Origin of the sequence: Microbacterium sp. TNHR37B, from assembly GCF_001620065.1 — a bacterium.
Classification (GTDB): domain Bacteria; phylum Actinomycetota; class Actinomycetes; order Actinomycetales; family Microbacteriaceae; genus Microbacterium.
This window is the reverse complement of the sequence record NZ_LQGV01000003.1, coordinates 1-26,924: the sequence shown is the minus strand read 5'-3', so window position 1 is coordinate 26,924 and position 26,924 is coordinate 1. Positions and strand designations below refer to the sequence as shown.

General features: G+C 69.6%; 26 protein-coding genes. 11 read left to right on the top strand and 15 right to left on the bottom strand.

Annotated elements, in window-relative coordinates; genetic code table 11:
* Positions 1-22: 22 nt before the first annotated feature.
* On the top strand, positions 23-1,105 hold the full coding sequence (gene dxr, locus AVP41_RS08425) for a 1-deoxy-D-xylulose-5-phosphate reductoisomerase (protein ID WP_067163250.1): 1,083 nt from the start codon (positions 23-25) through the stop codon (positions 1,103-1,105).
* Here the strand turns inward: dxr and pflA are convergent.
* The 5 genes from pflA to AVP41_RS08400 form a co-directional block, all read right to left on the bottom strand.
* The gene (pflA, locus tag AVP41_RS08420; RefSeq protein WP_082829120.1) at positions 1,092-2,027 is read right to left on the bottom strand and encodes a pyruvate formate-lyase-activating protein; all 936 of its coding nucleotides are present in this window, start codon (positions 2,025-2,027) and stop codon (positions 1,092-1,094) included. The two genes, dxr and pflA, sit on opposite strands and share 14 nt — an antisense overlap.
* Before the next feature lie 32 nt (positions 2,028-2,059).
* Positions 2,060-4,321: a formate C-acetyltransferase gene (gene pflB, locus AVP41_RS08415; protein WP_067163248.1), complete on the bottom strand. Its 2,262-nt coding sequence runs from the start codon at positions 4,319-4,321 to the stop codon at positions 2,060-2,062.
* Positions 4,322-4,474: 153 nt separating this feature from the next.
* The gene (locus tag AVP41_RS08410; protein WP_067163246.1) at positions 4,475-6,052 is read right to left on the bottom strand and encodes a Mur ligase family protein; all 1,578 of its coding nucleotides are present in this window, start codon (positions 6,050-6,052) and stop codon (positions 4,475-4,477) included.
* Positions 6,053-6,160: 108 nt separating this feature from the next.
* On the bottom strand, positions 6,161-6,862 hold the full coding sequence (locus tag AVP41_RS08405; RefSeq protein ID WP_067163243.1) for a DUF1775 domain-containing protein: 702 nt from the start codon (positions 6,860-6,862) through the stop codon (positions 6,161-6,163).
* A gap of 80 nt (positions 6,863-6,942) precedes the next feature.
* On the bottom strand, positions 6,943-7,548 hold the full coding sequence (locus AVP41_RS08400; protein ID WP_067163241.1) for a hypothetical protein: 606 nt from the start codon (positions 7,546-7,548) through the stop codon (positions 6,943-6,945).
* Between the two features lie 64 nt (positions 7,549-7,612).
* Between AVP41_RS08400 and AVP41_RS08395 the strand changes: the two genes are divergently transcribed.
* A complete protein-coding gene (locus AVP41_RS08395) occupies positions 7,613-8,905 on the top strand; it encodes a M50 family metallopeptidase (protein WP_067163239.1) in 1,293 nt (430 codons plus the stop codon).
* 31 nt (positions 8,906-8,936) lie between these two features.
* On the opposite strand, the gene AVP41_RS08390 is transcribed toward AVP41_RS08395, so the two are convergent.
* Positions 8,937-10,871, bottom strand: a complete 1,935-nt coding sequence (locus AVP41_RS08390) for a chorismate-binding protein (RefSeq protein ID WP_067163236.1) — start codon at positions 10,869-10,871, stop codon at positions 8,937-8,939.
* Between the two features lie 266 nt (positions 10,872-11,137).
* Between AVP41_RS08390 and ispG the strand changes: the two genes are divergently transcribed.
* The gene (gene ispG / locus AVP41_RS08385) at positions 11,138-12,268 is read left to right on the top strand and encodes a flavodoxin-dependent (E)-4-hydroxy-3-methylbut-2-enyl-diphosphate synthase (protein ID WP_067163234.1); all 1,131 of its coding nucleotides are present in this window, start codon (positions 11,138-11,140) and stop codon (positions 12,266-12,268) included.
* Positions 12,269-12,277: 9 nt separating this feature from the next.
* Here ispG and AVP41_RS08380 read toward each other — a convergent pair whose 3' ends face one another.
* Positions 12,278-13,486 carry a trans-sulfuration enzyme family protein gene (locus AVP41_RS08380; protein WP_067163232.1) on the bottom strand — a complete coding sequence of 403 codons (1,209 nt, stop codon included), beginning with the start codon at positions 13,484-13,486 and terminating at the stop codon, positions 12,278-12,280.
* 114 nt (positions 13,487-13,600) lie between these two features.
* On the opposite strand from AVP41_RS08380, the gene AVP41_RS08375 reads away from it, so the two are divergent.
* Positions 13,601-14,101: an Lrp/AsnC family transcriptional regulator gene (locus tag AVP41_RS08375; RefSeq protein ID WP_067163230.1), complete on the top strand. Its 501-nt coding sequence runs from the start codon at positions 13,601-13,603 to the stop codon at positions 14,099-14,101.
* 10 nt (positions 14,102-14,111) lie between these two features.
* On the opposite strand, the gene AVP41_RS08370 is transcribed toward AVP41_RS08375, so the two are convergent.
* Entirely contained in the window at positions 14,112-14,540 is a 429-nt protein-coding gene (locus tag AVP41_RS08370; RefSeq protein WP_067163228.1) for a VOC family protein, read from the bottom strand.
* A 159-nt stretch (positions 14,541-14,699) separates the two neighbouring features.
* Between AVP41_RS08370 and AVP41_RS08365 the strand changes: the two genes are divergently transcribed.
* Positions 14,700-15,755 (top strand): hypothetical protein, encoded by a 1,056-nt coding sequence (locus AVP41_RS08365; protein ID WP_067163225.1) that lies wholly within the window; start codon positions 14,700-14,702, stop codon positions 15,753-15,755.
* A 12-nt stretch (positions 15,756-15,767) separates the two neighbouring features.
* Here AVP41_RS08365 and AVP41_RS08360 read toward each other — a convergent pair whose 3' ends face one another.
* The 4 genes from AVP41_RS08360 to AVP41_RS08350 all read right to left on the bottom strand — a co-directional run bounded on the left by AVP41_RS08360 (position 15,768) and on the right by AVP41_RS08350 (position 18,967).
* Complete coding sequence (locus AVP41_RS08360) at positions 15,768-16,787, bottom strand: 1-aminocyclopropane-1-carboxylate deaminase (protein ID WP_067163222.1); 1,020 nt, start codon at positions 16,785-16,787, stop codon at positions 15,768-15,770.
* A gap of 98 nt (positions 16,788-16,885) precedes the next feature.
* Entirely contained in the window at positions 16,886-17,518 is a 633-nt protein-coding gene (locus tag AVP41_RS08355) for a pyroglutamyl-peptidase I (protein ID WP_067163220.1), read from the bottom strand.
* Positions 17,515-17,805 carry a hypothetical protein gene (locus AVP41_RS16940; protein ID WP_231902715.1) on the bottom strand — a complete coding sequence of 97 codons (291 nt, stop codon included), beginning with the start codon at positions 17,803-17,805 and terminating at the stop codon, positions 17,515-17,517. Before AVP41_RS16940 ends, AVP41_RS08355 begins: the two co-directional genes overlap by 4 nt.
* A gap of 67 nt (positions 17,806-17,872) precedes the next feature.
* Positions 17,873-18,967 (bottom strand): RNB domain-containing ribonuclease, encoded by a 1,095-nt coding sequence (locus tag AVP41_RS08350; protein WP_231902714.1) that lies wholly within the window; start codon positions 18,965-18,967, stop codon positions 17,873-17,875.
* Between the two features lie 42 nt (positions 18,968-19,009).
* Between AVP41_RS08350 and AVP41_RS08345 the strand changes: the two genes are divergently transcribed.
* Together AVP41_RS08345 and AVP41_RS08340 are read left to right on the top strand one after the other, a co-directional pair.
* On the top strand, positions 19,010-20,011 hold the full coding sequence (locus tag AVP41_RS08345; RefSeq protein WP_067163218.1) for a hypothetical protein: 1,002 nt from the start codon (positions 19,010-19,012) through the stop codon (positions 20,009-20,011).
* A 44-nt stretch (positions 20,012-20,055) separates the two neighbouring features.
* A complete protein-coding gene (locus AVP41_RS08340) occupies positions 20,056-21,810 on the top strand; it encodes a proline--tRNA ligase (RefSeq protein ID WP_067163216.1) in 1,755 nt (584 codons plus the stop codon).
* Positions 21,811-21,835: 25 nt separating this feature from the next.
* Here AVP41_RS08340 and AVP41_RS08335 read toward each other — a convergent pair whose 3' ends face one another.
* Both AVP41_RS08335 and AVP41_RS08330 read right to left on the bottom strand, forming a co-directional pair.
* The gene (locus AVP41_RS08335) at positions 21,836-22,426 is read right to left on the bottom strand and encodes an acetate uptake transporter (RefSeq protein ID WP_067165707.1); all 591 of its coding nucleotides are present in this window, start codon (positions 22,424-22,426) and stop codon (positions 21,836-21,838) included.
* A gap of 65 nt (positions 22,427-22,491) precedes the next feature.
* Entirely contained in the window at positions 22,492-23,019 is a 528-nt protein-coding gene (locus AVP41_RS08330) for a pyridoxamine 5'-phosphate oxidase family protein (RefSeq protein ID WP_067163214.1), read from the bottom strand.
* 163 nt (positions 23,020-23,182) lie between these two features.
* Between AVP41_RS08330 and AVP41_RS08325 the strand changes: the two genes are divergently transcribed.
* Positions 23,183-24,256: a TIGR00730 family Rossman fold protein gene (locus AVP41_RS08325; RefSeq protein WP_067163212.1), complete on the top strand. Its 1,074-nt coding sequence runs from the start codon at positions 23,183-23,185 to the stop codon at positions 24,254-24,256.
* On the opposite strand, the gene AVP41_RS08320 is transcribed toward AVP41_RS08325, so the two are convergent.
* The gene (locus AVP41_RS08320; RefSeq protein WP_067163210.1) at positions 24,241-25,044 is read right to left on the bottom strand and encodes a DUF1206 domain-containing protein; all 804 of its coding nucleotides are present in this window, start codon (positions 25,042-25,044) and stop codon (positions 24,241-24,243) included. The genes AVP41_RS08325 and AVP41_RS08320 overlap by 16 nt on opposite strands.
* Before the next feature lie 163 nt (positions 25,045-25,207).
* Here AVP41_RS08320 and nusA point away from each other — a divergent pair, with 163 nt between their 5' ends.
* The 3 genes from nusA to AVP41_RS08305 form a co-directional block, all read left to right on the top strand.
* On the top strand, positions 25,208-26,194 hold the full coding sequence (gene nusA / locus AVP41_RS08315) for a transcription termination factor NusA (RefSeq protein ID WP_067163209.1): 987 nt from the start codon (positions 25,208-25,210) through the stop codon (positions 26,192-26,194).
* 93 nt (positions 26,195-26,287) lie between these two features.
* Complete coding sequence (locus AVP41_RS08310; protein ID WP_067163206.1) at positions 26,288-26,539, top strand: YlxR family protein; 252 nt, start codon at positions 26,288-26,290, stop codon at positions 26,537-26,539.
* 92 nt (positions 26,540-26,631) lie between these two features.
* Positions 26,632-26,924: translation initiation factor IF-2 N-terminal domain-containing protein (locus AVP41_RS08305; RefSeq protein WP_442922786.1), on the top strand; the 293-nt coding region annotated here is incomplete at its 3' end.

Genomic DNA, 26,924 nt, shown 5'->3' with positions numbered 1-26,924 from the left:
CGCAGGGTCCTAGGCTGGGAACATGCGGCGCGTCCTGATCCTCGGTTCCACCGGCTCGATCGGAACGCAGGCGCTCGACGTGATCCGGGCCAACCGCGACCGGTTCCACGTCGCGGGGCTTGCGGCCGGCCGTGATCGCGCCGGCCTCGCCCGGCAAGCCGCTGAGTTCGGCGTCTCGGCGACCGCGCTCGGGGCCGTCGAGGCCGAAGCCCTCGTACGCGATGTGGACGCCGACGTGGTCCTCAACGGCATCACGGGGTCGGTGGGCCTCGGTCCCACGCTCGCCGCGCTGGAGACGGGTCGCACATTGGCGCTCGCGAACAAGGAGTCCCTCATCGTCGGGGGAGACCTCGTGACCGCCGTCGCCGCGCCCGGCCAGATCGTCCCGGTCGACTCGGAGCATTCCGCCATCGCTCAGGCGCTGCAGGCCGGTGCGGCCGGTGAGGTACGCCGACTCGTGCTCACCGCGTCCGGGGGACCCTTCCGGGGCCGGAACCGAGAAGAGTTGTCGGCCGTGACACCGACCGAGGCGCTCGCTCATCCCACCTGGGACATGGGCCGCGTCGTGACGACCAACTCGGCGACGCTCGTGAACAAGGGGCTCGAAGTGATCGAGGCGCACCTGCTGTTCGGGGTCCCGTACGACGCGATCGACGTCGTCGTCCATCCGCAGTCGATCGTCCACTCGATGGTCGAGTTCGTGGACGGATCGACCATCGCGCAGGCTTCGCCGCCCGACATGCGGTTGCCGATCTCTCTCGGACTGGATTGGCCGCATCGGGTGGCGGGCGTCGGTGCTCCGCTGGACTGGACCCGGGCGACGTCCTGGACGTTCGAGCCGCTGGACGACGACGCCTTTCCCGCCGTCCGGCTGGCCAAGCAGGTCGGCCGGGCCGGCGGCACCTACCCCGCGGTGTTCAACGCCGCCAACGAGCAGGCCGTCGACGCCTTCCACGACGGCGCGCTCGACTTCCTCGGGATCCTCGACACGGTGGCCCACGTCGTGGACGCCCACACTCCTCCCTCGACGTTGACCCGGGAGACGCTGATGGAGGCGGAGAGCTGGGCGAGGGCCGAAGCGGATCGCCGGATCAGTAGGTCGTGAGGCCGTAGGCCCGGAACTGCGCGCGCACGCGGTCGGTGAGCTCCGGCGACGGCGCGACCGTGTCGGCCAGCTCGTAGGCCCGGCCGACGGCGTCCCACTTGTCGCGGCCCATCTGGTGGAAGGGCAGCACCTCCACGCGGGACACCGCCCCGGCGCGCCGGGTGTTCAGCTCCGCTGCGTACGCCGCGACACGGTCGATCGAGGCGGCGTCATCGGTGAGGCCCGGGACGAGGACGTACCGGATCCAGATCTCCGGACCGTCGGGGCGGTCGGCCAGCCGACGGCCGAAGCGGAGCGTCGGCTCGAGGTCCCGGCCGGTGACCCGGCGGTACGTGTCGGGGTCGCCGCTCTTGACGTCCAGCAGCACCAGGTCGGTGTCGTCGAGCATCTCATCGGTCGCGTTCTGGCCGAGGTAGCCGGAGGTGTCCAGGGCCGTGTGGATGCCGAGCTCCTTCGCGCCCCGAAGGATGCGCGCGGCGAACGCCGGCTGCATGAGGACCTCGCCGCCCGAGAGCGTGATGCCCCCGCCCGTGGCGCGGAAGACGCCGACGTAGCGGCCGATCCGGCCCAGCAGCTCGTCGCTGGTGACCGGCTTCCCGTCCTTCATGGCGAGGGTGTCGGGGTTGTGGCAGTAGAGGCAGCGCAACGGACATCCGCTGAGGAACGTCGTGAGCCGGGTGCCGGGACCGTCGACGGCGGTGACCAGCTCCCAGGAGTGGACGGAGCCGAGTCGGCCCTCGCGCATCGCGGTGAGGCGGTCGTGGTGGTCGAGGGTCTCGACGTGAAGCCCGTCGAGACCGGCACCGGCGCGGCGTGCCGCGGGCGCCTGGAGGGGGACCTCCAGGCGCACCGCGTCGTCCGGCAGCGCCGCGTCGCGCATCGGCACCGGCTCCTCGGAGCGACGGAGCATCGTCGCAGCCATGTCTTCAGCTCTCCTCTGCGGGACAGGTGTCGTCACATCGAGCCGTGGAAGGTGCGCGACAGCACGTCGAGCTGCTGCTCGCGCGTGAGCCGCACGAAGTTCACCGCGTATCCCGAGACCCGGATGGTGAGCTGCGGGTAGTTCTCCGGGTGCTCCATGGCGTCTTCGAGCGTCTCGCGGTTCAGCACGTTGACGTTCATGTGGTAGCCCTCCGACCCGACGTACGCGTCCAGGAGGCCGGCGAGGTTGTGCACCTGCTCCTCCTTGGTGCGGCCGAGGCCCGCCGGCACGACGGTGTTGGTGAGGGAGATCCCGTCCTGCGACTGCGAGTACGGGAGCTTGGCCACCGACAGCGCCGAGGCGAGCATGCCGTGCGTGTCGCGTCCGTTCATCGGGTTGGCTCCCGGCGCGAACGGCTCTCCCGCACGACGACCGTCGGGCGTGTTCCCGGTCGCCTTGCCGTAGACGACGTTCGAGGTGATCGTGAGCACCGACTGCGTCGGAAGAGCGTTCCGATACATCGGGTGACGCCGGATCTTCGCCATGAACCGCTCGACGAGGTCGACGGCGATGTCGTCGGCGCGGTCGTCGTCGTTGCCGTACGTCGGAAACTCGCCCTCGGTGACGTAATCGACGACGATGCCGCGCTCATCGCGAACCGGGGTCACGGTGGCGTACTTGATCGCCGCGAGCGAGTCGGTGGCCACCGACAGGCCCGCGATCCCGCAGGCCATCGTCCGCAGCACGTCCTTGTCGTGGAGGGCCATCTCCAGGCGCTCGTACGCGTACTTGTCGTGCGACCAGTGGATGCAGTTGAGCGCTTCGACGTAGGTCTCCGCCAGCCAGTCCATCGTCTTGTCGAACCGGGCCATGACGTCGTAGAAGTCCAGGGGGCCGTCTCCGACCGGGGAGGCGAGGGGAGAGACCTGCGTGCCGGAGACCTCGTCCCGGCCGCCGTTGATGGCGTAGAGGAGGGTCTTGGCGAGGTTGACGCGTGCCCCGAAGAACTGCATCTGCTTGCCGACGCGCATGGGGCTCACGCAGCAGGCGATCGCGGCGTCGTCTCCCCATGCCGGCCGGATGATCTCGTCCGACTCGTACTGGACGGCGGAGGTGTCGATCGAGACCTGCGCGCAGTAGTCCTTGAACCCCTGGGGCAGCGCCGGGCTCCAGAAGACCGTCATGTTCGGCTCGGGAGCCGGGCCGAGGTTGTACAGCGTCTGCAGGTAGCGGAAGGAGTTCTTCGTCACGAGCGGACGTCCGTCTTCACCCACGCCGCCGATCGTCTCGGTGACCCAGGTGGGGTCTCCCGAGAAGAGCGAGTCGTACTCCGGCGTGCGCAGGAACCGGACGATGCGCAGCTTGATGACGAAGTCGTCGATGATCTCCTGCGCCTGCTCCTCCGTCAGCACGCCCGCGGCGAGGTCGCGTTCGATGAACACGTCGAGGAAGGTGGAGGTCCGGCCGAGCGACATCGCGGCGCCGTTCTGCTCCTTCACGGCGCCGAGATAGGCGAAGTAGAGCCACTGCACGGCCTCACGGGCGTTCGTGGCGGGTCCGGAGATGTCGAACCCGTAGGAGGCCGCCATCTCCTTGAGCTCGGCGAGGGCGCGGATCTGCTCCGCGTGCTCTTCGCGCTGGCGGACGACCTCCTCCGTGAAGGGCGTGGTGTCCAGGCCGAGCTTGTCGACCTTCTTGGCCGCGATGAGGGCGTCGACGCCGTAGAGCGCGACCCGTCGGTAGTCGCCGATGATGCGTCCGCGGCCGTATGCGTCCGGGAGGCCCGTGATGATGTGGGAGCTGCGGGCGGCACGCACGTTGGGGGAGTAGACGTCGAAGACTCCCTGGTTGTGGGTCTTGCGGTAGTCCGAGTACACCTTCTTGAGCGTCTCGTCGACCTCGTAGCCGTAGGTCTCCAGGGCGCCCTCGACCATCCGCCATCCGCCGTTGGGCATGATCGCGCGCTTGAGCGGGGCATCGGTCTGAAGCCCGACGATCACCTCGTCCTCACGGGCGATGTAGCCCGGCGCGTGGGCGGTGATGCCGGCGGGGGTGTGCGGGTCGACGTCATAGATGCCGCGCTCGCGCTCCTCGGGGAACATCGCGGCGAGGGTGTTCCAGATCCGCGTCGTGCGCGCGGTGGGCCCGGCCAGGAACCCCGCATCTCCCTCGTAGGGCGTGTAGTTGCGCTGGATGAAGTCGCGGACGTCGATGCCGTCCTGCCACGGTCCGGCGGCGAAGCCGTTCCATGCAGAGGGGAGGGCGTCCTGTGCGGCGGGAGTGACGGTGGTCATGATCGCATTCCTTGCTTCCTCGTGGGACCGGATGGACGGAACGACTCGCCCAGGGATTCCGGATGCCTCCACGATATCCCTTGTGGTCAGACCACAACAGAACGATTGTGGACTTCCGTGGAGAACGCGACGAATGTGCGGAAAGCGTTGTGGTCAGTCCACAACATCGGCGACAGGCCACCCGGCGCTCTCGAGCGCGGCGACAGCCAGTGCGGGCGCGTCGAACGGACGCTTGACCCCGGCGATCTCGCGGTAGCGCTGATGTCCGGGACCGGCCCACAGCAAGGCGTCGCCGTCTCGGAGCAGGGAGACCGCGAACGCGATGGCCTCCTCGGGAGAGGAGCACTCGTGGATCTCGGCGTCCGGACGTGCTGCCCGCGCTCCGGAGATCACCGCGGCGCGGATCTCCGCGGGATCCTCGGACCGAGGGTGCTGATCGGTCACGACGAGGACATCGCTGCCGCGGACGGCGGCAGCGCCCATCTCCGGACGCTTCGTCGTGTCTCGATCCCCGTTGGCCGCGGTCAGCATGACCACACGCCCCGGGGTCACGTGGCGCACGGCGGCCAACGTCTTCACGAAGGCGTCGGGCGAGTGGGCGAAATCGATGTAGACCGCGGGGCCGCGGTCACCGGAGACGCGCTGGATACGTCCCGGCAGGTCTGCGGGGACACGCGCCTCGGACAGCAGGGCCCTCAGCGCGTCCCAGGCATAGCCGGCCTCCACCAGCATGACGATCGCGAGCCCGGCGTTGGAGGCCATGTGGCCGCCGATGACGGGAACAGTCGTCACGAGCTCGCGTCCGTCTCGATGCGACAGGCGGAAGCGCGTGCCGTCCTGGCGCTCCTCGATGATCGTCACGGTCCAGTCCGCCTCCACCGGCCCATCGGCCAGGGCGGGCGTGAGGACGGTCGTGACGGGCACCTCGGCGCGGCGCGCCACCTCACGGCCTTCGGGGCTGTCGACGCAGACGACCGCGCGGCGGGATCGGTGCGGGCGGAAGAGGTCGAGCTTGGCCTCGAGGTACGTGGCCATGTCGCCGTAGTCGTCCAAGTGGTCGTGGGTCAGGTTGGTGAAGCCCGCCACGTCGAACAGGAGCCCGTCGACGCGGTGGCGCGACAGCGCCTGGGCGCTGACTTCGAGCATCGCCGCCTGCACGCCGCGCTCGCGCATGAGAGCGAGCAGGGCATGCATCTCGGAGGCCTCGGGCGTGGTCAGCCGGGACGGGATCACGTGACCGGCGATGTGGCGTTCGGCGGTGGACGAGAGCCCGGTCACGACCCCGAGCGCCGTCAGGATCCCCTCGACGAGGTGGGAAACACTCGTCTTCCCGTTCGTTCCGGTGATCGCGAGCAGCAGCGGCATGTCCCGGTCGGTGCCGTACACCCACGCCGAGAGCTCGCCGAGACGCGCCCTGGGGTCGTCCACCACGAGCACCGGCACACCGGTCGCTGCAGCCGATGCGGCACCCGCTTCGTCGGTCACGATCGCCACGGCGCCCCGCGCGACGGCCTCGGGGGCGAACTCGGCGCCATGACGGTGTGCTCCCGCGATCGCGACGAACACCTCACCCGGCCGCAGATCACCGGTGGCCAGGGTGATGCCGCCGACACTCACGCCGGAAGGGTCACCGACGACGCGGTGGGCGAAGCGGCCGGCGAGATCCGCGAGCGGTTGCGACGGAACGTGCTCGGGACGGAGGACCGGCGGCGTGGGGGCGATGTCGGACATGGCCCGTCCATCCTCTCATCCGAGGGCCGTTCCTCCCTGGTGCAGCACGGGGACCGCCGGGGCCTCGGGGGAGGGGAGCGTGTCGAGCGCATCCCCTCCCCCGAGGGATCAGGACGCCCGGCGTCGCAGCAGGGTCACGCCGAGGGCGGCCAGGGCGGCGACGAGCGCGCCGCCGGCAAGCCAGCGCGCCACGGGGTCGGCGGCATCCGAGGCCGCCGCGGCGTCGGCCTGCGGAGTCGAGCCGGTGGCATCGTGGTCTCCGCCGTCCCCGTGACCGTCACCCGTCGAGGCTGCCGCAGGCCCCACGGCGACCACCGGTGCCGGAGCATCGAGGTCGTGAGCCTCCTGTCCCTCTTCCGCGATCTGGTTCCAGTTCGTCTCACCGCTCTCGCACGTCTGGAGCACCGGGAAGGCGACGTCGGAGTCGGCGACGGAGGACGAGAAGATCGCGTCGAGCGCGACCGAGGCGCTCACGCCGTCCTCCACCGGGGTGAGGGCGGTGAAGCTCACTTGGGTCGGGATGCCGTCGGTGCCCACCTCGCGGGAGATGGTCCACGCGCCGTCGAGCACGGGAGTGGCTCCGTCCACGCCATCCGGGATGTCGATGGTGATCGCGGTCGTCGGCGAGCCCTCGCAGCCGTGGCTGAAGCTGAACGAGAGTCGCGTGGAGGAGTTGGCGGCCGCCTCCTCCGGCGTGACGTGCACGTGGGCGGAGGCGGCGAGGGGGGCGGCGACGACGAGCGCGGCCGCCAGGCCCGAACCGCAGAGGGCGAGCCGGGCGCGACGGCGCGAGGAAAGGGGACGAGTCATGACGAAGCTTTCTGTGAGAAGAGGTTGATGCGCCGCGGGCAGAGAAGCCGGCGACGAGAACCGGTCGAGACCGGAATGGATCAGAACGCCGCGGTGGGCGGACCTCTTCGGGAAAGCACGGACAGGAAGACGGGCGAGGGGCCGATGGCCGTGTGCGCCGGGACGACCCCGCGGGGGTGCGGGGCCGACACGATCGGAGAGAGGACGCGTGCCGCCGCCGACCGGATGCCGCGGGCGATCCGACGCACGGCGGCTTCGCCCGCCAGCAGCAGGACGATCGTCAGCAGGCCGGCGATGGCGTGGGCGACGATCATTCCCGGGGTCAGGTGGGCGTGCAACGCGGTCGCGCCGTCCGGCATCGAGAGGGCGGGAAGTGCTGTCGAGGCATGGTGGTGCCCGCCGGCCATCCGGACGGGTTCGGTGCCGTTCAGGATGACGAACGCGACGTGCAGCAGACCCTGGGTCAGCAGGACACTCGCCATCGTTCCGACCGCGCCCATCCGCCGCCCCGCGAGCCACACGCTGCAGGGCAGGACCAGGAGCGCGACGCCCACCACCATCCACCATGCCGGAGCGCCTCCTCCGGCAAGGGTGTGGGCGGTCGCGGCGAGCACGGTGGCAATGACGGCGGCCGCCGCGCCACGCAGAGCGCGCTCATGCCGCGTCGCCCGCCCCCGTTCGTGCATGACTCCGAGCCTACCGGGACCGGGCGCGGCCAATTCAAAGCTCGTCCGAGTAGCCTGAGCGATCGTGACCGTCATCGCATTCGTCATCGGGGTCGTCATCCTCGTGCTCGGGCTGGGCGTCTCGATCGCTCTCCACGAGATCGGGCATCTCCTGCCGGCGAAGCTGTTCGGCGTGCGCGTCGGGCAGTACATGGTGGGCCTCGGCCCCACCCTGTGGTCACGGCGCATCGGAGAGACGACATACGGCGTCAAGGCACTCCCGCTCGGCGGCTTCATCTCGATGTCCGGCATGTACCCGCCGTCGCCTCGGGAGACGCGCCTGGGCGGCGGTTTCTTCGCGACGATGGTCCAAGACGCACGCGCCGCCAACGACGAGACGCTGGTGGGTCGGGGCGACCGCCGCGCCTTCTATGAGCTTCCGGTGTGGCGCCGGATCGTCGTGATGCTCGGTGGGCCGATCATGAACCTGCTCCTCGCGATCGTCTTCATGACGATCGTGCTGTCGGGAATCGGCGTCCAGACCCCCACCACGACCATCGCCGCCGTCGACGCGTGCGTTCTCCCCGCGACCGAGAACCGCGGCGCGTGCGAGCCGGGGGATCCCCAGTCCCCCGCCGCTGCCGCGGGGATCCGTCCGGGAGACCGGATCGTGTCGGTCGCCGGGACCCCCGTCGCCGACTTCGAGGCGGCGACGAAGATCATCCAGGCTTCTCCCGGCCAACGACTCGACGTGGTCATCGAACGGGAGGGCGAGCGCCGGACGCTCGAGGTCACGCCGCTGCTCGCGGAGCGCTCGATCACGAAGGCCGATGGAACGACCACGACGGCCGAGGTCGGATTCGTCGGGATGACCGCGACCGTCGCCCCCGTTCCTCAGCCCATCTGGGAGGGCGCGGCGACGACCTTCGAGCGCACGGGGCAGGTCGTGGGCATCATCGGTCAGTTGCCGGCGCGGGTGTATCAGACGGCGGTCGACACCTTCAGTGGCGCAGGGCGCGACCCCAACGGCCCGCTCTCGGTCGTCGGGGCGGGGCGCCTGGCCGGAGAGGTCGCCGTCATCGACGCGCCGATCCTCAATCGGGCCGCGGCGATCCTGGAGCTTCTGGCGGCGCTGAACATCGCCCTGTTCGTCTTCAATCTCGTGCCGCTGCTGCCCCTGGACGGCGGGCACGTCGTGGTCGCGCTGTGGGACGGGATCAAGCGCGCGTGGGCGCGCCTCTTCCGCCGTCCCCCGCCCCGTCCCGTCGACGCGACGCGGCTCGTGCCGCTCACGCTGATCGTGGTCGTCGCTCTCATCGTGATGGGCGGCGTGCTGATCCTCGCCGACATCGTCAACCCGGTGAAGCTGCTCGGCTGACCGGCAAGGCGCCGCCGCGGGTGAGGCGTCCTCAGGCCGCTGCGGGTGCGAAAGCGAAACCGATGAGGCGCTCGAGTGTCGCCAAGCCGTCGCGCGAGAGGATCGATTCCAGGTGCCCCTGCACCGAGGAGAAGCCCGGTCCGCGGAGCGCGTAGACGTCGCCGGACTCCGCGTCGGCGGCCACGTCGGCCGGACCCACGCGCGACGTCCCCGCGGCGACACGCGCGGTGAAGGTGTTGTAGAACCCGATCGAGGCCGGCTGTCCGAACACGTCGACCGACTTCTGCAGCCCCTGGTGCGGGCTGTCCAACGGTACGAGCGGGATGCCGAGGTGGTCGGCCAGGATCTGGTGGCTCAGGCATACCGCGAGGAGCGGACGACCGGACTCCCGACGCGCGGCGACGATCTCCCGCATGCGTCGGATGCGCGGGTTTCCCGCGTCTCGGGGATCACCCGGGCCCGGCCCCGAGACGAGCAGGTCGGTGTCGATCGTCGTGGCGGCGGCGTGCCACGGGGTGATCGTGACGGCGAAACCGAGGTGTCGGAGCTGATGGGCCAGCATCGTGGTGAAACGGTCCTCGGCATCGACGACCGTCACGGTCCGCCCCTCGAAGGGACCGGCGTCGTCGCGACCCTGCGGCTGCAACCAGAACGGGGCCAGGCGCTCGTTGCGTGCGGCGAGGAGGGCCGCGATCTCGGGATCGTCGACGAGGCGCTGCGTCGGGGCCGCCGGCGCGTCTTCGTCGAGTGCGGCGGCGTCGAGAAGAGCGGCTTCGGCGGCGTGGTCGCGTTCGACGGCGCCGAGAGCTCCCAACACCCCCGCGGCTTTGCCGTGGGTCTCGCTGACCTCACCGTCGGGGTCGGAGTGACGGACGAGAGTGGCTCCGACCGGCACGCGCAGACGCCCGTCTGCCAGGTAGGCGGTCCGGATCAGGATCGGCGCGTCGAGGTCGTGGCCTCCCGCGTCCGCATCCGGGGTGAACAGCGCCGCGACGCCCGAGTAATATCCGCGCGGTGACCTCTCGTGCCGGGTGATGACGGTGCACGCGTTCTGCATCGGGGAGCCGGTCACGGTGGGCGCGAACATGGTCTCGCGCAGGATGTCGCGCGGATCCATCGCGCTCGTTCCCCGCAGCATGTACTCGGTGTGGGTGAGCCGCGACATCTCTTTGAGGTGCGGACCGGTGATCCGTCCTCCGTCACTGCAGACGGCGGACATCATCTTCAGCTCCTCGTCCACCACCATGAACAGTTCCTCGGTCTCTTTGGTCGAGGAGAGGAAGTGCGCCAGGGTCTCTCGGCTGGCGCCGCCGGCGGGGTGGCGGAACGTGCCGGAGATCGGGTTCATCGTCACGACCCCGCCCCGGGCGCTCACATGCGCCTCGGGACTTGCTCCCACCGCGACGTGTCCGTCGGTGACGACGAGGAAGGTCCAGTACGCGCCGCGTTCGTGTTCGAGGAGGGCGCGGAACCACGTGAGGCCGGCGGTGACGGGATCCACCGACACCTCCGCCGTGAAGTCGCGCCGGATGACGAAGTTCGCGCCCTCGCCGCGACCGATCTCGTCGCGGATCACGCGGCGGACGATGTCGGCGTACTCCGCGTCGGAGATGTCGAAGCCCGCGTCTGTCAGCGGAACCGGGGCGGACGGAAGGAGGGCGACGACCTCGTCGCGCGGGGAGCGGTGGTGCTCCTCGACGACCAGGCACCGCAGCGGGGCCTGATCGTCGTGGCATTCGAAGCCGCGCTCCACGACCTGCCGGAACGGCACGAGCGCCAGGACCTCGCGGGGTGTTCCCGTCTCATCGGTGAGGGGGATGTCGCCCAGGAGGGCGACATCGACGACGGTCCCCGTGAGCAGTTCCACGGATGCGGGGTCGCGGCTGAGGAGGGCGAAGGGCGCGCCATTCGCGATGGCGGACCGGAGCGCAGGGAACGCGGAACGGAGCGGATCGGCGTCGGACATCGGAGGAGCCTTCCGGGTATGGCGGGCGATCGCCTGAGACAGAAAAACCGCCCGGGACAGGGGCGGTCAGGTCTGAGTTCGCGAACACACCGCCTAGAAGGCGGGCCACCACGGGCGGTTCGAGAACATGCGCTCACGATAGCAGGATCGGGCGGTGCCACTGATCGCGGCCGGGGCATCCGAGCGCAGGGGAGCCTCAGCCGGCGCACAGGGCCCGATGCCACGGCTCGGCGTAGGCTGGAGGGGTGCCAGCAGTCAATCTCGGGATGCCGCGCGTGCCCGACGTCCTCGCCCCGCGTCGCAAGAGCCGCCAGATCCGCGTCGGCAAGGTGCTCGTCGGCGGTGACGCTCCGGTGAGCGTGCAGTCCATGACGACCACGCCCACGACCGATATCAACGCGACGCTTCAGCAGATCGCCGAGTTGACGGCCTCGGGCTGCGAGATCGTCCGGGTCGCGGTTCCTTCGCAGGACGACGCGGACGTCCTGCACATCATCGCGAAGAAGAGCCAGATCCCGGTCATCGCCGACATCCACTTCCAGCCGAAGTACGTCTTCCAGGCCATCGACGCGGGCTGTGCCGCCGTACGGGTCAACCCCGGCAACATCCGCAAGTTCGACGATCAGGTCGGGGCGATCGCCCAGGCGGCGAAGGCGGCGGGGGTGTCCCTGCGCATCGGCGTGAACGCCGGGTCGCTCGATCGCCGGTTGCTGGAGAAGTACGGAAAGGCGACTCCGGAGGCGCTCGTGGAGAGCGCCGTCTGGGAGGCATCACTGTTCGAGGAGCACGACTTCCACGACTTCAAGATCTCGGTCAAGCACAACGATCCGATCGTCATGGTCAAGGCGTACCGGCTGCTGGCCGAGCGCGGTGACTGGCCGCTCCACCTCGGCGTGACCGAGGCGGGACCGGCGTTCCAGGGGACGATCAAGTCGGCGACGGCGTTCGGCATCCTGCTCTCCGAGGGCATCGGCGACACGATCCGGGTGTCCTTGTCGGCGCCGCCGGCCGAAGAGGTCAAGGTGGGGCACCAGATCCTGCAGTCGCTGAACCTTCGGGAGCGCAAGCTCGAGATCGTGTCGTGCCCGTCGTGCGGGCGCGCCCAGGTGGATGTCTACACCCTGGCCGACAACGTCACCGAGGGACTCAAGGACATGACCGTGCCGCTGCGGGTCGCCGTCATGGGCTGCGTCGTCAACGGGCCGGGCGAGGCGCGCGAGGCCGACCTGGGGGTGGCCAGCGGCAACGGCAAGGGCCAGATCTTCGTCAAGGGCGAAGTCATCAAGACGGTCCCCGAGGCCGACATCGTGGCGACGCTGATCGAAGAGGCCAACCGCATCGCGGCCGAGATGGGCCCGGATGCCCCGCTCGGGACCGCGCAGGTCGTGACGTCCTAGTCCCGCCGCTCACGCTCCGGAGCGGTCGCCCGCAGGGGCGTGTACCGCGCGGGGGGCGGAATCGAGCGCTCCGCTCAGGTCGGCGATGAGATCGTCGACGTGCTCGAGTCCGATCGACAGTCTCAGGATGTCGGCGGAAGGTCGCGCCTCGGGAGCAACCGGGCGATGGGTCAACGCCGCCGGGTGTTGGATGAGCGAGTCGACTCCGCCCAGCGACACGGCGTGCGTGAACAGCCGCGTGGTCTGGGCGACGTGGGACGCGGCCGCATAGCCGTCGCGCAGGCGGATGGCGATCATGGCGCCGCCGCCGCGGAGCTGAGAGCCCATGAGGGGGCTCCCCGATCGCCCGGGATAGAACACCTCGGCGATGTCGTCGCGCGCTGCGAGCCAGTCGGCCAGTCGAGCGGCTCGTTCCTGCTGCGCCGAGATCCGGAGCGGGAGTGTCGGGAGCCCGCGGTGCAGCAGATAGGCCGCCCACGGGTGCAGGATCGCTCCGGTGATCGCGCGGATCGGACGCAGAAGCTCCGCGGTCTCCTCGGAGCAGGCGATCACGCCCCCGACGACGTCGCCGTGCCCGCCGAGATACTTCGTGGCGCTGTGCAGAGACATCGCCGCACCGTGTGCGAGCGGGTTCTGGAGGACGGGGGTCGCGAACGTGTTGTCGACGAGCACGGGAACCTCGCCAGCCGATCGCACGACGCGCGCGATGTCGACGAGCTCGAGCGTGGGGTTCGCGGGCGTCTCCACGATCACCAGGCCGGTGTCGGCGCGGACGACGGAGGCGATCTCCTCCACCTCGCAGAAGCTGACCTCGGTTCCCAGCACGCCGCTGGCGAGGAGATGATCGGTGCCGCCGTACAGCGGCCGCACCGCGATCACGTGGCGCCGCCCGCGTGCGGTGGTGTGCGCGAGGATCGCCGCGGTGAGGGCCGCCATGCCCGACGAGAAGGCGATCGCCTGGTCGGCGGACTCCAGGCGCGCCAGAGCCGACTCGAACCTCGCCACGGTCGGGTTCCACAGCCGCGCGTAGACGTTGCTGCCGCCGGTCGGCGGGGGAGACCCGGCGGCCAGCGCTTCGTAGGAGTCCCCTCCGCGCGCCACGTCGGGGAGGGGATAGGTCGACGAGAGGTCGAGCGGGGTGGCGTGCACCCCGAGTTCGGCGAAGTCGTCTCGCGCCGCGTGGACGGCGATGGTCTCCAGGTGGTCTCCGAGCATCATGGCGACGATCTTGCTCCATCCTCTGGTGCAACGGGGTTGAGATGAATGAGAACGCGGAGGAGAGCTGCAATCCTAGGGTCATCGCCAAATCAGAGGCCCGAGGAGGCTCCCACATTGCCTGATCAGCGACCCGCCCCGCTCGATGCCCTCGATCTGCGGCTGCTGGCCGCCGTCGTCGCCGCGCCGACCGCCTCCAACAAAGCGCTCGCCGCGGGCCTCGGTGTGCCCGAGTCGACGTGCGCCTACCGGCTGCGCGCGCTTCGCGCCCGTGGCGTCCTCTCCCTCCCTCAGGTCGAGGTCTCCCCACCGGCGGTCGGGCTCCCGCTCCAAGCCGTCATCCGTGTGCGTCTGGGGCGACACGATGCCGCGGGAGTCGTGCGCTTGTTCGACGACCTCGTCCGGACCCCGGGAGCTCTGGAGGTCTTCCACCTCGCCGGTGCCGACGACTTTCTCGTGCACGTCGCCGTCGGAGACGCCGCGGCCTTGCGCGACGTCGTCCTGCAGCACATCACCGTGCATCCGATCGTCCGGACCACGGAGACGAACCTGGTGTTCGAGCGTCGTGCCGGCATCGGCGTCGTGCCGCGTCTGATGCAGGCCGCAACGGAGGGATGACGGCGTCGCCTCACTGCAGACAGAACTCGTTGCCTTCGGGGTCCCGCATCTGGATGTAGAGCTCGGGCCACGGACCCCATGTCTGATCGACGATCCTCACGACGCTCGCGCCGACGGCGACGAGGCGGTCGGACTCCGCCCTCAATGCGGACCGGCGATCGCCCGTGCCGTCGTCCGGCGCCGTGACATCCAGATGCACTCGGTTGCGTCCTCGCTTCGGGCCGTCGGCGTGGTGGAAGAACAGGCGGGGGCCCCGTCCTTCCGGGTCCTCCGCCAAGCCGCGCGAGTTCAGGGCCTCTGGTTGCAGGCCTCCCTGGAGGAGGTGGGCCCGGAGGTCGTCGTCGAACTCCGCGTAGGGATAGCCGAACACGTCGGACCAGAACCGAGCGAGGGCCGGAGGGTCGTCCGCGTAGAAGGTGATGTTGCCGAGGGTGGCCATGATGTCCTCCGATCCGCGCCCGCCGCGCCGAGGCAGACAGTACTCCTGACCGCGCTATGTGCCACCCCCTCGACCGCATTCCCGGAAGGGAATGGGTGAGATCGCATCGTTATGACCCGCCGCTGGATGGGACCGCTCCCGTCGTGAAACGATTCGTTCATGACCGGGTCTCTCCGTGCACTCGCCGTCGCCGCTGCCGCAATCTCGCTGGTCGCGTGCGCCCCGACGCTAGCTCCTGACGCTTCACCCACGGCGGCGTCATCGACGCCGGCAGCGGCCGATCCGACCCCGAGCGCGGAGCCGGCGATCGCGCCGACTGTGCCTCTGAACGGCGACTGCGGCAGTGTCCTCTCCGCGGCGCAGCTCGACGAACTCCTCGGTGAGGGATGGAAGACGCGGGACGAGAGGGTGCTCGAATGGGTGCCGAACAGCCCCATCCTGCCGTCCGCCGGCGGGCTGGAGACGATGGGTGGCCTCGACTGCCACTGGATGATCGGCGGAGACTTCTCTTCCGGCTCTCCCTGGGATCTGGGCGTGGTCATCGTGCCCGCAGACCATGCGGAGCATCCCTCCGTGAGTGACCTGGCCGAGATGCACTGCGACCCGGCGTACGACACGACGGTGTGCCGGCTGGGACGCGTCATCGGCGACGTGTGGGTCGTCGTCCGTTCTGCCGTGCCCGGTGACGAGCTGGACTCGGCCGCGTTCCTGCCTGAGGCGCTCGATGCCGTCGAGACGAGCATCGGCGACGGGGTCGAGGCGGCGGCCCTTCCTCCGGGCGATGGATGGTGGACGATGCCGGAGTGCGCCGACCTCGCCGAGCGGGTCCGCCTGGAGGGCTTTCTCGGTGAGGGGTATCGCAGCGGGTACTGGGAGGGCAATCCCTCACGCGAGCAGTTGATGCTCGCCGATGCGGGCGCGCAGCTCACCTGCCCCTGGTTCACGGGGGAGGCCGGCGGCGCGCCCGACGGCACGTTCTACATCGTCTCGCTCGACCTTGCGCCGGGGGCGGCGTGGCGATGGGACGGGATCGCTGCTGCCCAGGGTGCGAGCACGGCGAGTGTGCCCGGTGCCGACGCCGCCGTCGCGTTCGATCTCGGCGATGGAAACGCCGCCGTGTTCGCGACCGACGGGGTCAACGTGCTCGAGGTGGTCGGAGTGCCTCAGGAGATGGCGCTCACGCTCGCCGAGCGCGCATTGTCGGCGATGGGATGAGCGGTCGAGGGTTCACGGCCACAGCGAGTGGTAGGCGTTGAGAGCGGGCTGGCCGCCGAGGTGCGCGTACAGCACGGTCGAGTCTCGCGGGATGTCTCCCGACTCGACGAGATCGATCAGTCCCGCCAGTGACTTGCCCTCGTAGACCGGGTCGGTGATCATGGCCTCCAGCTGGGCGCCGAGCGCCATCGCCGTCATGGTCGAGTCGACGGGGACGCCGTAGAGGTCTCCGGCCCATCCATCGAGCACCTGGATCTCATCGTCGCGCAGGTCACGACCCAGCTCGATGAGCGCCGCAGTGTGGCGAGCGATGCGCTCCACCTGGTCCTGAGTCTGGCGAAGCGTCGCCGAGGCGTCGATGCCGATGATGCGTCGGCGCACCCCGGTCAGCTCCTCCAATGCGGCGAAGCCGGCGATCATGCCGGCGTGGGTCGAGCCGGTGACGGTGCACACGATCACGGTGTCGAAGAAGACGCCGAGGCTCTTCTCCTGTTCGGCGACCTCGAAGGCCCAGTTCGCGAAGCCGAGGCCGCCCAAGCGATGTTCGGAGGCACCCGCGGGGATGGCGTACGGAGTCCCTCCGGCAGCCTCCACCTCGGCGAGGGCCTGTCGCCACGAGTCGCGGATGCCGATGTCGAAGCCGGCGTCGTCGAGGCGGGTGTCAGCGCCCATCATGCGCGAGAGGAGGATGTTCCCGACGCGGTCGTTGGTCGGGTCGTCCCAGGGCACCCACTTCTCCTGCACGAGACGCGCCTTCAGCCCGAGGTGTGCGGCGACGGCGGCGACCTGGCGCGTGTGGTTGGACTGATAGCCGCCGATCGAGACGAGTGTGTCGGCGCCGCTGGCCAGGATGTCGGGGACGATGTACTCCAGCTTGCGCACCTTGTTGCCGCCGAAGGCGAGGCCGCTGGCGACATCCTCGCGCTTGGCCCACACCTGTGCGCCCCCGAGATGCTGCGTCAGGCGCTTCAGGTGCTGCAGGGGGCTCGGCCCGAAGGTGAGCGGATAGCGGGGGAAGTCGGCGAGGTTCATGCGGTTCCTTGCGATCGAGCGGCGGCGTGATACGCAATATATCGCACGGTGAGCGGTTGGGCCGGCGGAGCGACGCGCGCGGGGCGGCGCCACGGGGGTCAGTGCAGTGCCCCTCCGACGAGCGCCGGTGTCCCCCCGGGATCGAGGGTGGTCACGATGGCCAGGCGAACTGCCTGTGCGATCGCGTCTGCAGGCAACGCTGGCTGGCCCTGAGGCGCGTGCTCGCGTGACCAGGGCACATGCACGAACCCCACACGGGCACGCGGGAGCGCCTCCTGGAGCGCGGTGAAAAAGACGTGATTGCACACGAATGTTCCAGCCGAGTGCGATACCTCTGCCGGAATGCCCGCCGCGACGATGGCGGCAGCGACCGCTTTCACCGGCACGGTCGCGAAAGCCGCTGCGGGCGCGCCTGACATGCTCGGCACGTCGATGGGCTGGTGGCCGGCGTTGTCCGGGATGCGTGCGTCCAGGAGGTTCACAGCGATGCGCTCGACGCCTACCGCTGCCCGTCCGCCAGCCAGGCCCGTGGCGAGCACCACGTCTGGTCGGTGCGTCGTGAGCAACTCGCGAAGGCGCGCGGCAGCTCCCTCGAATGTCACCGGTAGGACGTCCGTGACCAGCCGTGCAGGCATATCCCACTGCGCGGCTACCTGCCGTACGGCTTCGCCACTGGGGTTGACGGCGTCACCTCCGAACGGCTCGAAGCCGGTGAGGAGTACCGTCGTCATCGCACGCCGCTTTCACCGTTCGAGTCGACCGCCGCGAACTCCGTCGTCCCGGTGGTCACATCGGCCTTGGTAAGCCGCAGCCGGAGAGTCGAACCCGGCTCGGCCGAGAGGCCGACGACCTTGGAGTCCACCGGCGGCTGCGCGAGCTGCACGCGGGCGCCGTCGGTGCGACTTCCCACGACGACCGCGGTGAACTCCGCCCCCTCGTGACCGTGCAACACGGCCGCCTCCACACGATCAAGCACTCCGGCCGTCAGCTGACTCGAGCGCTGAGCGCTTCGGCTCATGAGAGCCGGGAGCTCATGAAGGCTCTCCGTGGCCCATCGGGGCGCCTCTCTACCGTTGGCGAGAGCTTCACAGATCACGAGCACCCACCGGTCGACCAGTCGCCGCAACGGCGCGGTGGTGAGCGCCGATCGCGGCCTGAATCGTCTCCTCGGGCGTCTCGCCGCGGAACGCGACGTAGCCGGCTCCGCGAAACAATCCTCCGGCGTACTCCTTGATCGCCCGTGCGGCGGGCGAGCGATTCAACGACTGCAGGTACTCGCCGTAAGAAACCTCCGGCAGCCAAGGGATTCCGAGCGCCACCGTGCGGCTACGGAACTCGGAGAGATCCTCGGCTGTGGCAGGTGGCATGGTGCGAAGGATGCCGACGCCGCCTCGCAGCATGATCTCCGCCGCGGCCATGCCCGTCAGGAGGGAGACCTGCGCGTTCCAGTCCTCCAGCGCGACGCCCTCGCGGCGCTCGAGCCGATAGCCGTTCTCTTCGACCACCACCCTCGTCTCCGGCAAGCTCAGGCTCGCCCCGCCGCGCTCGCGCTCGCGCGATGCGCGTTCCTGTCCGAACCAGGGCATGGCAGCGAGCGGTTCGGGTGCGGACCCCGTGTCGATCGCACGCTGCGCGCTCTCGTAATCCCACTGGCGACGCGAACGTATGACTGCCCGAATCAGCTCGGTGCGGACCGGAACAGCGCGGTCGTCCAGTTCGAACCGCCACACGAAAGCGCGCCGGTCTCGGTTGGGCAACAGTGATGCCGCGTCCTCACCGAGGACACGCGGGTGCAGCGGGACCCGCCCATCGGGCGCGTACAGCGTCTGTCCTCGGCGGCGCGCCTCGACGTCGACGGCGCCGCCGGGCACGACATAGGCGGGCACGTCGGCGATCGCATAGTGCAGCACACCGCCGGTCGGTGTGCGTGACAGATGGACCGCCTGATCCAGATCGGTCGAACCGGGCGGGTCCACCGTCACGAACTCGATCTCGCGGAGATCCGCAAGACCCGTCGACGCGGGGTCGGTGGGTGTGCTGGCGCGAGCGTCGAGTGCCTCGGCCTCCACCTCCGCGGAGAACGCACGCGGGAGGTCGAGACTCTCTCGGAGCGCCGCGAGCGACTCTGCGAGCTCTTCACGGATCTCGCTCGGTACCAGGCGTGATCGACGGGAAGACACGCGCCCAGTGTAGGCCGGCGGTTGTTGCGTACGGTGTGTGGTATGCGCACGCTGTCTCGCTCCCGTCTTACACGTGTCGGCCCGGTCGTCATCGCGCTGGCGGCGGCGCTGTTGCTCTCCGGCTGCCAGGCCGACGTCGGCGATCCCGACCTCACGCCGCCACCAGCGGAGCCCTCCTCGGCAAGCTCGTCGGGTTCGCCGGCGCCATCGCGGACCGAGCCCCAGGCGCTCTTGGCCGATGGATGCGACGGACTGTTCTCGGACGCAGAGGTCAGCCGGACGACGGACGGTGCCGAACCCCGCGAGTCCGGTGGGCTCTGGCAGGTGGCGATCGAGACGATCGGCGGGCTCTCTTGCCCGTTCCGCAGCGGCTCCATGGCGGGAGAGATCGTGCTCTTGCCCGCGGATCGGGCCACCGGTGTGGACCAGGCCATCGGCGCACCGGGGTGCGGGCTCGACTACGACGAGGCGGTGTGCGCGGCCTCGCAGACCTCAGGGAAGGTCTGGGTGCTGGTGTCGATGGTCGTCTCCGGCGACGAGGCGCCCGAGGACGTGCCGGCCCCGCAGATCGCGATTCTGCAGGCCGTGGCCGCGGCGGTGCGAGACGTGTCTCCGGCGGGCGTGGACGCCCAGGAGGTCGTTCTGGATTGCGAATCGCTCTCCGAGCGCCTCGCCGTCACCGATGTCCTCGAGAACGATGTGATCTACCCGACGCGCATCGAGGAAGGGCCCGGGCCGCTCGAACGCCGGATCGCCGACCATACCGGCGGCTCCGTGCGCTGCGACTGGTCCGAGCTGGACAGTTTCCGGGAGCTGGGGGTGCTCGTGATCCCGGGCGGAGCGTGGGCACGCGACGCTCAGGCCGCGGCGATGGCGGGATCGCGAGACGTTACGGTGGCAGGCGTGCCTGCGACGCTGTGGGAGAGCCCATCCGGCGAGACCGGGGTTCTGATCGACGACGGTGGTGATCTGGTGTGGGTCGGGACTCGCGGCGTTCGGGAATCAGACCTCTTGTCGGTCGCCGAGCTCTTCTTGGGGGCCTGAGAGTCGCCGTGTAGGCGCGGCGCCCCGCACTAAGCTTGACCCTCGTGGTCACGCGTCTTTCCAACTTCTTCCTCCGCACTCTCCGCGAAGACCCCTCTGATGCCGAGGTGACCAGCCACCGGCTGCTCGTGCGCGCGGGGTACATCCGCCGCGCCGCGCCGGGCATCTTCACGTGGCTTCCGCTCGGCTTGCGGGTGAAGGCCCGGATCGAGGGGATCATTCGCGAGGAGATGTCCCGGGCCGGTGCCTTCGAGGTGCACTTCCCGGCGCTGCTCCCGCGCGACCCGTACGAGGCGTCGGGACGATGGACCTCCTACGGTGACGGGATCTTCCGGCTGCAGGACCGCAAGGGCGCCGACTACCTCCTCGCGCCGACCCACGAGGAGATGTTCACCCTCCTCGTCAAAGACCTCTACTCGTCGTACAAAGACCTCCCCCTGGCGATCTACCAGATCCAGGACAAGTACCGCGATGAGGCGCGGCCGCGCGCCGGCCTCCTGCGCGGTCGCGAGTTCACGATGAAGGACGCCTACTCGTTCGACTACACGGATGAAGGGCTCGAGAAGTCCTACCAGGCGCAGCGCGACGCGTACGAGCGCATCTTCCAGCGCCTCGGCCTGGAGTATGCCATCGTCGCCGCCGACAACGGCCTGATGGGCGGGGCCCGCAGTGAGGAGTTCCTCCACCCGACACCCGTGGGGGAGGACACCTTCGTGCGCTCGGCGGCGGGCTATGCCGCCAATGTCGAGGCCTTCGTCACCGTCGCGCCTGAGCCGCGATCGATCGAGGGGCTGCCGGCTCCGGTGATCTTCGACTCGCCCGACACGCCGACGATCGAGACGCTCGTCCGGCATGCCGCGACGGTGCTGGACGGCGAGGTGACCGCCGCTGACACGCTCAAGAACGTCGTCCTCGCCCTGACACATCTCGACGGGACGCGCGAGCTGGTCGTCGTCGGGATCCCCGGCGATCGCGATGTCGACGACAAGCGCGCCGAGGTCGCATTCGCCCCGGCGGTCGTCGAGCCCGCGACGCCTGAGGACTTCGCCCGGCACCCGCTGCTGGTGAAGGGCTACATCGGCCCCTGGTCGGAGGAGGGAGCCATCCTCGGCGAGGAGTCGGCTACCGGCATCCGCTACCTTCTCGATCCGCGCGTCGTCGAGGGGACGTCATGGATCACCGGGGCCAACATCGATCAGAAGCACGTCCACTCGCTGGTCGCCGGCCGAGACTTCGCGGGCGACGGGTTCGTGGAGGTCGCCAACGTGCGCGCGGGTGACCCCGCCCCCGACGGGTCCGGGCCGGTCGAACTCGCGCGCGGCATGGAGATCGGACACGTCTTCCAACTCGGGCGCTACTTCGCCGAGACGCTCGGGCTGAAGGTGCTCGACGAGAACGGCAAGCAGGTGACGGTCACGATGGGCTCCTACGGCATCGGCGTCACGCGGATCCTCGCGATCCTCGCCGAACTGAACAACGACGACAAGGGCCTGGTCTGGCCCGCGTCGGTCGCTCCGTTCGATGTGCAGGTGGTAGCCACGGGGCGAGACGCTCTGGCCTTCGATCTCGCTGAGCGGGTGGCTGCGCAGCTGGAGGAGTCCGGACGGGACGTGCTCTACGACGACCGCCCCAAGGTGTCGCCGGGCGTCAAGTTCGCCGATGCGGAGCTCGTCGGCGTGCCCAGGATCGTCATCGTGGGCCGAGGTGCCGCCGACGGCCAGGTGGAACTGTGGGACCGTCGGACCGGCGAGCGGGAGGTCGTTCCCGCCGAGGAGATCGTCGCGCGACTGGCGGTGTAGCGGTACCGGGCGCGGTGGTGCTCCGTCACGACTCCGGGTCGGCGCGGGCGCTGACCCAGGCCGGTCCCAGGGGAACGACCCGGCGCCCGAGGGTCCGCCAATAGAACTTCTCGACCCCCATGTAGGCGGCGAGCCCCGACGCGATCAGGAGAACGATCGACCCCGCCGTGGCAAGTCCGGTGCCAGCGGTGAAGGCCGCGGCGGCCTGCAGCGCGAGGCCGAGCGACACGCTGGCCAGCGTGAGCGGAAGCACCGTGTTGTGCGCCGCTCCGGCGAACGCGAACACGAACGCCAGGATCGCGAACGCCAGGGCGAATGTCCCACGGGCGCCATCGGACACGTCGAACACGCCTAGTTCCTCGCCGAGGAGGAACCCGGGCTGGACGATCCAGTACCAGCCGAAGGCGTTGTAGACGAGGAAGTGGAAGTCGTCGCCGTCGGCCCACGCCAGCATCCCGGCGATGACCTGCACGACGCCGCCGAAGACCGCGCCCACCCAGAACACGGGGCTCTCCTCGAGGACGCCCAGGTGGGCCAGTTGCGCGATGACCGTCGCCATCACGAAGCCGAGGAGGCCGATCAGTCCGGGGTCGGCGCGGCGAGGGGGGAGGGGCATGGTCACGCCACCACGCTAGCCCGGATGCCTCGGCGACCCCGTGCCTCGCGACCGGGAGAGCGCGTTCAGCGCGATACTCGTCCGTGCCGCATCGTGTCGTCGGGCTGATCGCGCGTCACCAGGGCCTTGAGCATCCCCGCCGCTATGACGAGCTTGCCGTGGGCCGGCTCCCAGAACTCGATCTCGCGGGGCGTCACCCGCAGGAGCGCGATGTCGGGGGTGTCCAGGCCGTCTTCGAACCAGATGTCCAGCGAGGGGCTGTAGAGCTCCTCCATTCGTGCCCGGTCGTGGAGCACCTGGGCGGTTCCGGCGATCGAGACGAAGCGCATTCCCTTCGCGTCGATGTACGAGAGCCCGACCGCCCGATCCGCGCGCACCTCGTCGACCTTCTTGGTCTCATCCGAGGTGAAGAACCAGATGTTCCCCTCCTCGTCCATCACGCGCGTGCTCATGGGCCTGCTGACGAGATTGTCGTCATCGTCATGTGTCGTCAGCATGGTGAAGTCGATGTCCTCCACCAGTTCCTTCACGCGCGCCATCGCTTCCGCGCCGCCGACCTCGTTGCGGTTCTCGTCGTTGCCGTTCTCGCTCATGCGCCGACGATGCCACGGCTCGCGATGCGCACCGAGGGGATTGACAGGGCTTCGGGAATCGATACGCCCGCGCGAGGATCGACGGGGGCGCGTGTCTGTACCGAGCAGGCTTCCGTTCACCGGTCCGTCACCGTCCGGCACCGATGCGTGACAGGCTGAGGGCATGACGGAGAGCCTCATTCCGCCGCAGGTGACCGACGACGTCCGCCGCGTGATCCGTGACGCCGGCATCGCGGGCGCTGACGACGATGTCGAGCTCGTCGCACGGATCCTCATCACGGGCGTCGGTCTCGGGCTGGATGAGACGAGCCGGCTCGACCTGAAGATCACCTCGGCCGCTCTCGCGGAGATGCGCCAAGCGTTCCGCCTGTTCGCCCCGTACCGTGCGGTGCCGAAGGTCACCGTCTTCGGGTCGGCGCGGACCCGCCCCGACGACCCCCTGTATGCGGCGACCGTCGAGCTCGCGCGAGAGCTGGCGAGACGCGGCTGGATGGTCGTCACCGGGGCCGGTCCGGGGATCATGCAGGCGGCGGCCGAGGGAGCCGGCGGAGAACACTCGTTGGGCGTCTCCATCCGGCTTCCGTTCGAGGAGAAGCCCAACTCGGTCATTGCCGGGGGCTCTCGGAACGTCGCGATGAAGTACTTCTTCACTCGCAAGCTCATGCTCGTGAAGGAGTCGAGCGGCTTCGTGTGCCTGCCGGGAGGCTTCGGCACGCTCGACGAGATGTTCGAGCTCCTCACCCTGCAGCAGACGGGCAAGGCCGAGCCCGCTCCCATCGTCCTGCTCGATGCTCCCGGAGGAACCTTCTGGCACGGGCTGCGCGAGTTCGCCGATCGCCACCTCATCCCGGCGGCGGTCATCTCTCCCGACGATCTCGATCGGGTGCTGTTCACCGACTCGGTGACCGAGGCCGCCGAGGCGATCACCGGGTTCTGGCGCAACTACGACTCGCTGCGGTGGGTGGGTGGCCGGCTCGTCCTCCGCCTCCGAGCAGAGCCGTCGGACGCCGACCTGGAGTCGCTCAATGATCGTTTCGGGGCCCTGCTGACGCGCGGACGGATCGAACGATCCGCACCCCTGCGCCGTGAAGTGGAAGAGGCGGATCGTGTCGAGCTGCCACGCCTCGTGATGCGCTTCGACCCGTTCCGGGTGGGGGAGCTGTTCCACCTCATCCGCGCGGTGAACGAACTGCCGACCGCGCCCCCACTCCAGGCGCTGCCTCAGAGGCGCGCGTAGCGGGCACGGAAGAAGCAGAAGATCCCGTAGGCGATGAATCCGGCGCCGACGGCCGCCACGATCGCCGGACCTCCGGTGACCTCCAGCAGCGCCCGGATCGCACTGTCGAGCCCTCCCGCCGTGTCGGGATCCACGCGGACGGCGGCGATCACGAGGAGCACGGCGAGAACCGACAGAGCGACGCCCTTGGCCACGAAGCCCACGGTCCCGAGCGCCGTGACGATGACGCCCAGGGGACCGTGGGGGATCGTGACCTTGTTGCGGTAGGAGCGGCGCACTCCCATCACGACGAACGCGATCCCGCCGATGCCGATCCCGATGCCCACGAGCCCCAGCACCCACGGACCTCCCGGGATCGTGAGCACGCCGCGGCTCGCCTGCTGCACCGTCTCGTTCGCGTCGGGTCGGGACCCGAGCGCCACGGTCACCGCGATCGCTGCGAGGGCGAGGAACACGACGGCCTGTCCCCATTCCGACAGCCGCACGCCCCACTTCTTCGCATCGGACGAACGCAGGACGGCGGTGCCGGACGCGGCGTGCCAGAGGCCGAGTCCCGCGAGGAGGGCTGCCATGACCCACAGCGCGGCGAATCCGAGAGGCGCCGTGGCGATGGCGGTGAACACCCCGGTCTGGTCGCTCTTCCCGCGTCCGCCGAAGGCGATCACGAACGCGACGGCGCCGATCATCACGTGCACCACTCCGTTCGCGGCGTATCCCCCGCGAGCGAGGAGACGCAGGACCGTCGAGGAACGCGCCTCGCGGGCGACCTCTCGTGTCGTGTCGTTCACCGTCGTCGTTCTCCCTCTCCGTGTCCTCCGCTCACGCTAGCCAGTCGACGGCTGGGCGTCGATCGGGCGGTGGCCCCGGCGCGGGGGAGGAGACGATCGGGTAACGTTGTGGGGATGCCGAGGCGGCGACGCCGCGGTGAGAGACGTGAATAGGGAGGAACCTGTGGACATCGATCTGGGACTTTTGCGGACGGTCGAGCGCGAGAAGGAGATCCCCTTCGACGAACTGGTTCGCATCATCGAGCAGGCCATCCTCACCGCCTACGCCAAGCACACCTCTCCCACCGGCGAGCTTCCCGACGGTGCACGGGCGGAGCTCGACCGCAAGACCGGGCACGTCGCGGTGTTCATCCCGCTCCTCGACGACGAGGGTGCCGTCATCCGCGAAGAAGAGTCGACCCCGGAGGACTTCGGGCGGATCGCGGCCTTCGCCGCGAAGCAGGTCATCAGCCAGCGGCTCCGGGACATCGCCGACGACGCGATCCTGGGGGAGTTCCGGGGCAAGGAAGGCGACATCGTCGCCGGAGTCATCCAGCAGGGTCCCAACCCGCGCATGGTGCACGTCGACCTCGGCACGATCGAGGCGATCCTCCCACCCGAGGAGCAGGTCCCGGGCGAGGAGTACGCGCACGGTTCGCGGCTCCGCGTGTACGTGACCTCAGTGGCCAAGGGCACCAAGGGACCGGCCATCACCGTCTCGCGCACCCACCCGGGTCTGGTGCGCAAGCTGTTCGCGCTCGAAGTGCCCGAGATCGCGTCGGGGCTCGTGGAGATCGTCTCCCTGGCCCGGGAGGCCGGGCACCGCACGAAGATCGCCGTGCGCGCCAACGACCCGGCGATCAACGCCAAGGGCGCGTGCATCGGGGAACTGGGCCGGCGCGTGCGTGCCGTGACCGAGGAGCTCGGCGGGGAGAAGATCGACATCGTCGACTACGACGCCGAGTTGGCGAAGTTCGTCGCCAATGCGCTGTCGCCCGCCAAGGTCACCTCCAGCTTCATCCTCGACGCGGGCAGCAAGGCCGTCCGCGCGCTCGTGCCCGATTACCAGCTCTCTCTCGCGATCGGCAAGGAAGGGCAGAACGCCCGCCTGGCGGCCAAGCTCACCGGGGCCAAGATCGACATCCAGCCCGATTCGATCCTGGAGTCGTGACGGCTCGTCGGCGCGCGGCGCCGCGGTGGCCCGGGGTCGGCCGAGCGATCCCGGCGGTCGAGTCGAAATCGCAGCGCGGCAAGAGGGGGTAGGATGGAACCTGTTCGAACGTGCGTGGGATGCCGCGTGCGTGCCCCCCGATCCTCACTACTGAGGGTCGTCGCTCGGAACGGCGTGCTCGTCATCGACGAGAAGGCTGTTCTTCCGGGCCGGGGCGCGTGGGTGCATGACACGGACGAATGCAAGGACACCGCTCTGCGGCGCCGTGCTTTCGGACGAGCATTGCGTGTGTCGAGCCCGCTCGATACGCAGACCATCACACCCACCCACCAGCGAAACGGCTGAACGGCTATGGACACAAAGTGAACGGCTCGAAATGAGACCCGTCCGCACGTAACGGTCTGCCCTGTCCTGGGTAGGCCCCAGACAGGAGAATTGTGGCAAAACCACGCGTACACGAGATCGCTTCCGAGCTCGGCGTCGACAGCAAAGTCGCCCTCGCGAAGCTGAAGGAGCTCGGCGAGTTCGTCAAGAGCCCTTCGTCCACCATCGAGCCGCCCGTGGCTCGCAAGCTTCGGGCTGCGCTCGAGGCCGAGGGCGCCGCCAAGCCGGCTGACGCCGCACCGAAGCCGGCCGCCAAGCCCGCGGCCCCGGCGGCCAAGCCCGGTCCGGCCCGTCCGACCCCGGCTTCCGCGCGCCCGTCGGCGCCTGCCGCCGAGGCGACTCCCGC

What these genes read in the sequence shown, in the direction of transcription:
- dxr (WP_067163250.1), top strand. Translation starts at nt 23, where the DNA reads ATGCGGCGCGTCCTGATCCTCGGTTCCACCGGCTCGATCGGAACGCAG.
- pflA (WP_082829120.1), bottom strand. Translation starts at nt 2,027, where the DNA reads ATGGCTGCGACGATGCTCCGTCGCTCCGAGGAGCCGGTGCCGATGCGC.
- pflB (WP_067163248.1), bottom strand. Translation starts at nt 4,321, where the DNA reads ATGACCACCGTCACTCCCGCCGCACAGGACGCCCTCCCCTCTGCATGG.
- AVP41_RS08410 (WP_067163246.1), bottom strand. Translation starts at nt 6,052, where the DNA reads ATGTCCGACATCGCCCCCACGCCGCCGGTCCTCCGTCCCGAGCACGTT.
- AVP41_RS08405 (WP_067163243.1), bottom strand. Translation starts at nt 6,862, where the DNA reads ATGACTCGTCCCCTTTCCTCGCGCCGTCGCGCCCGGCTCGCCCTCTGC.
- AVP41_RS08400 (WP_067163241.1), bottom strand. Translation starts at nt 7,548, where the DNA reads ATGCACGAACGGGGGCGGGCGACGCGGCATGAGCGCGCTCTGCGTGGC.
- AVP41_RS08390 (WP_067163236.1), bottom strand. Translation starts at nt 10,871, where the DNA reads ATGTCCGACGCCGATCCGCTCCGTTCCGCGTTCCCTGCGCTCCGGTCC.
- ispG (WP_067163234.1), top strand. Translation starts at nt 11,138, where the DNA reads ATGCCGCGCGTGCCCGACGTCCTCGCCCCGCGTCGCAAGAGCCGCCAG.
- AVP41_RS08380 (WP_067163232.1), bottom strand. Translation starts at nt 13,486, where the DNA reads ATGATGCTCGGAGACCACCTGGAGACCATCGCCGTCCACGCGGCGCGA.
- AVP41_RS08370 (WP_067163228.1), bottom strand. Translation starts at nt 14,540, where the DNA reads ATGGCCACCCTCGGCAACATCACCTTCTACGCGGACGACCCTCCGGCC.
- AVP41_RS08365 (WP_067163225.1), top strand. Translation starts at nt 14,700, where the DNA reads ATGACCGGGTCTCTCCGTGCACTCGCCGTCGCCGCTGCCGCAATCTCG.
- AVP41_RS08360 (WP_067163222.1), bottom strand. Translation starts at nt 16,787, where the DNA reads ATGAACCTCGCCGACTTCCCCCGCTATCCGCTCACCTTCGGGCCGAGC.
- AVP41_RS08355 (WP_067163220.1), bottom strand. Translation starts at nt 17,518, where the DNA reads ATGACGACGGTACTCCTCACCGGCTTCGAGCCGTTCGGAGGTGACGCC.
- AVP41_RS16940 (WP_231902715.1), bottom strand. Translation starts at nt 17,805, where the DNA reads ATGAGCCGAAGCGCTCAGCGCTCGAGTCAGCTGACGGCCGGAGTGCTT.
- AVP41_RS08345 (WP_067163218.1), top strand. Translation starts at nt 19,010, where the DNA reads ATGCGCACGCTGTCTCGCTCCCGTCTTACACGTGTCGGCCCGGTCGTC.
- AVP41_RS08335 (WP_067165707.1), bottom strand. Translation starts at nt 22,426, where the DNA reads ATGCCCCTCCCCCCTCGCCGCGCCGACCCCGGACTGATCGGCCTCCTC.
- AVP41_RS08330 (WP_067163214.1), bottom strand. Translation starts at nt 23,019, where the DNA reads ATGAGCGAGAACGGCAACGACGAGAACCGCAACGAGGTCGGCGGCGCG.
- AVP41_RS08325 (WP_067163212.1), top strand. Translation starts at nt 23,183, where the DNA reads ATGACGGAGAGCCTCATTCCGCCGCAGGTGACCGACGACGTCCGCCGC.
- AVP41_RS08310 (WP_067163206.1), top strand. Translation starts at nt 26,288, where the DNA reads ATGGAACCTGTTCGAACGTGCGTGGGATGCCGCGTGCGTGCCCCCCGA.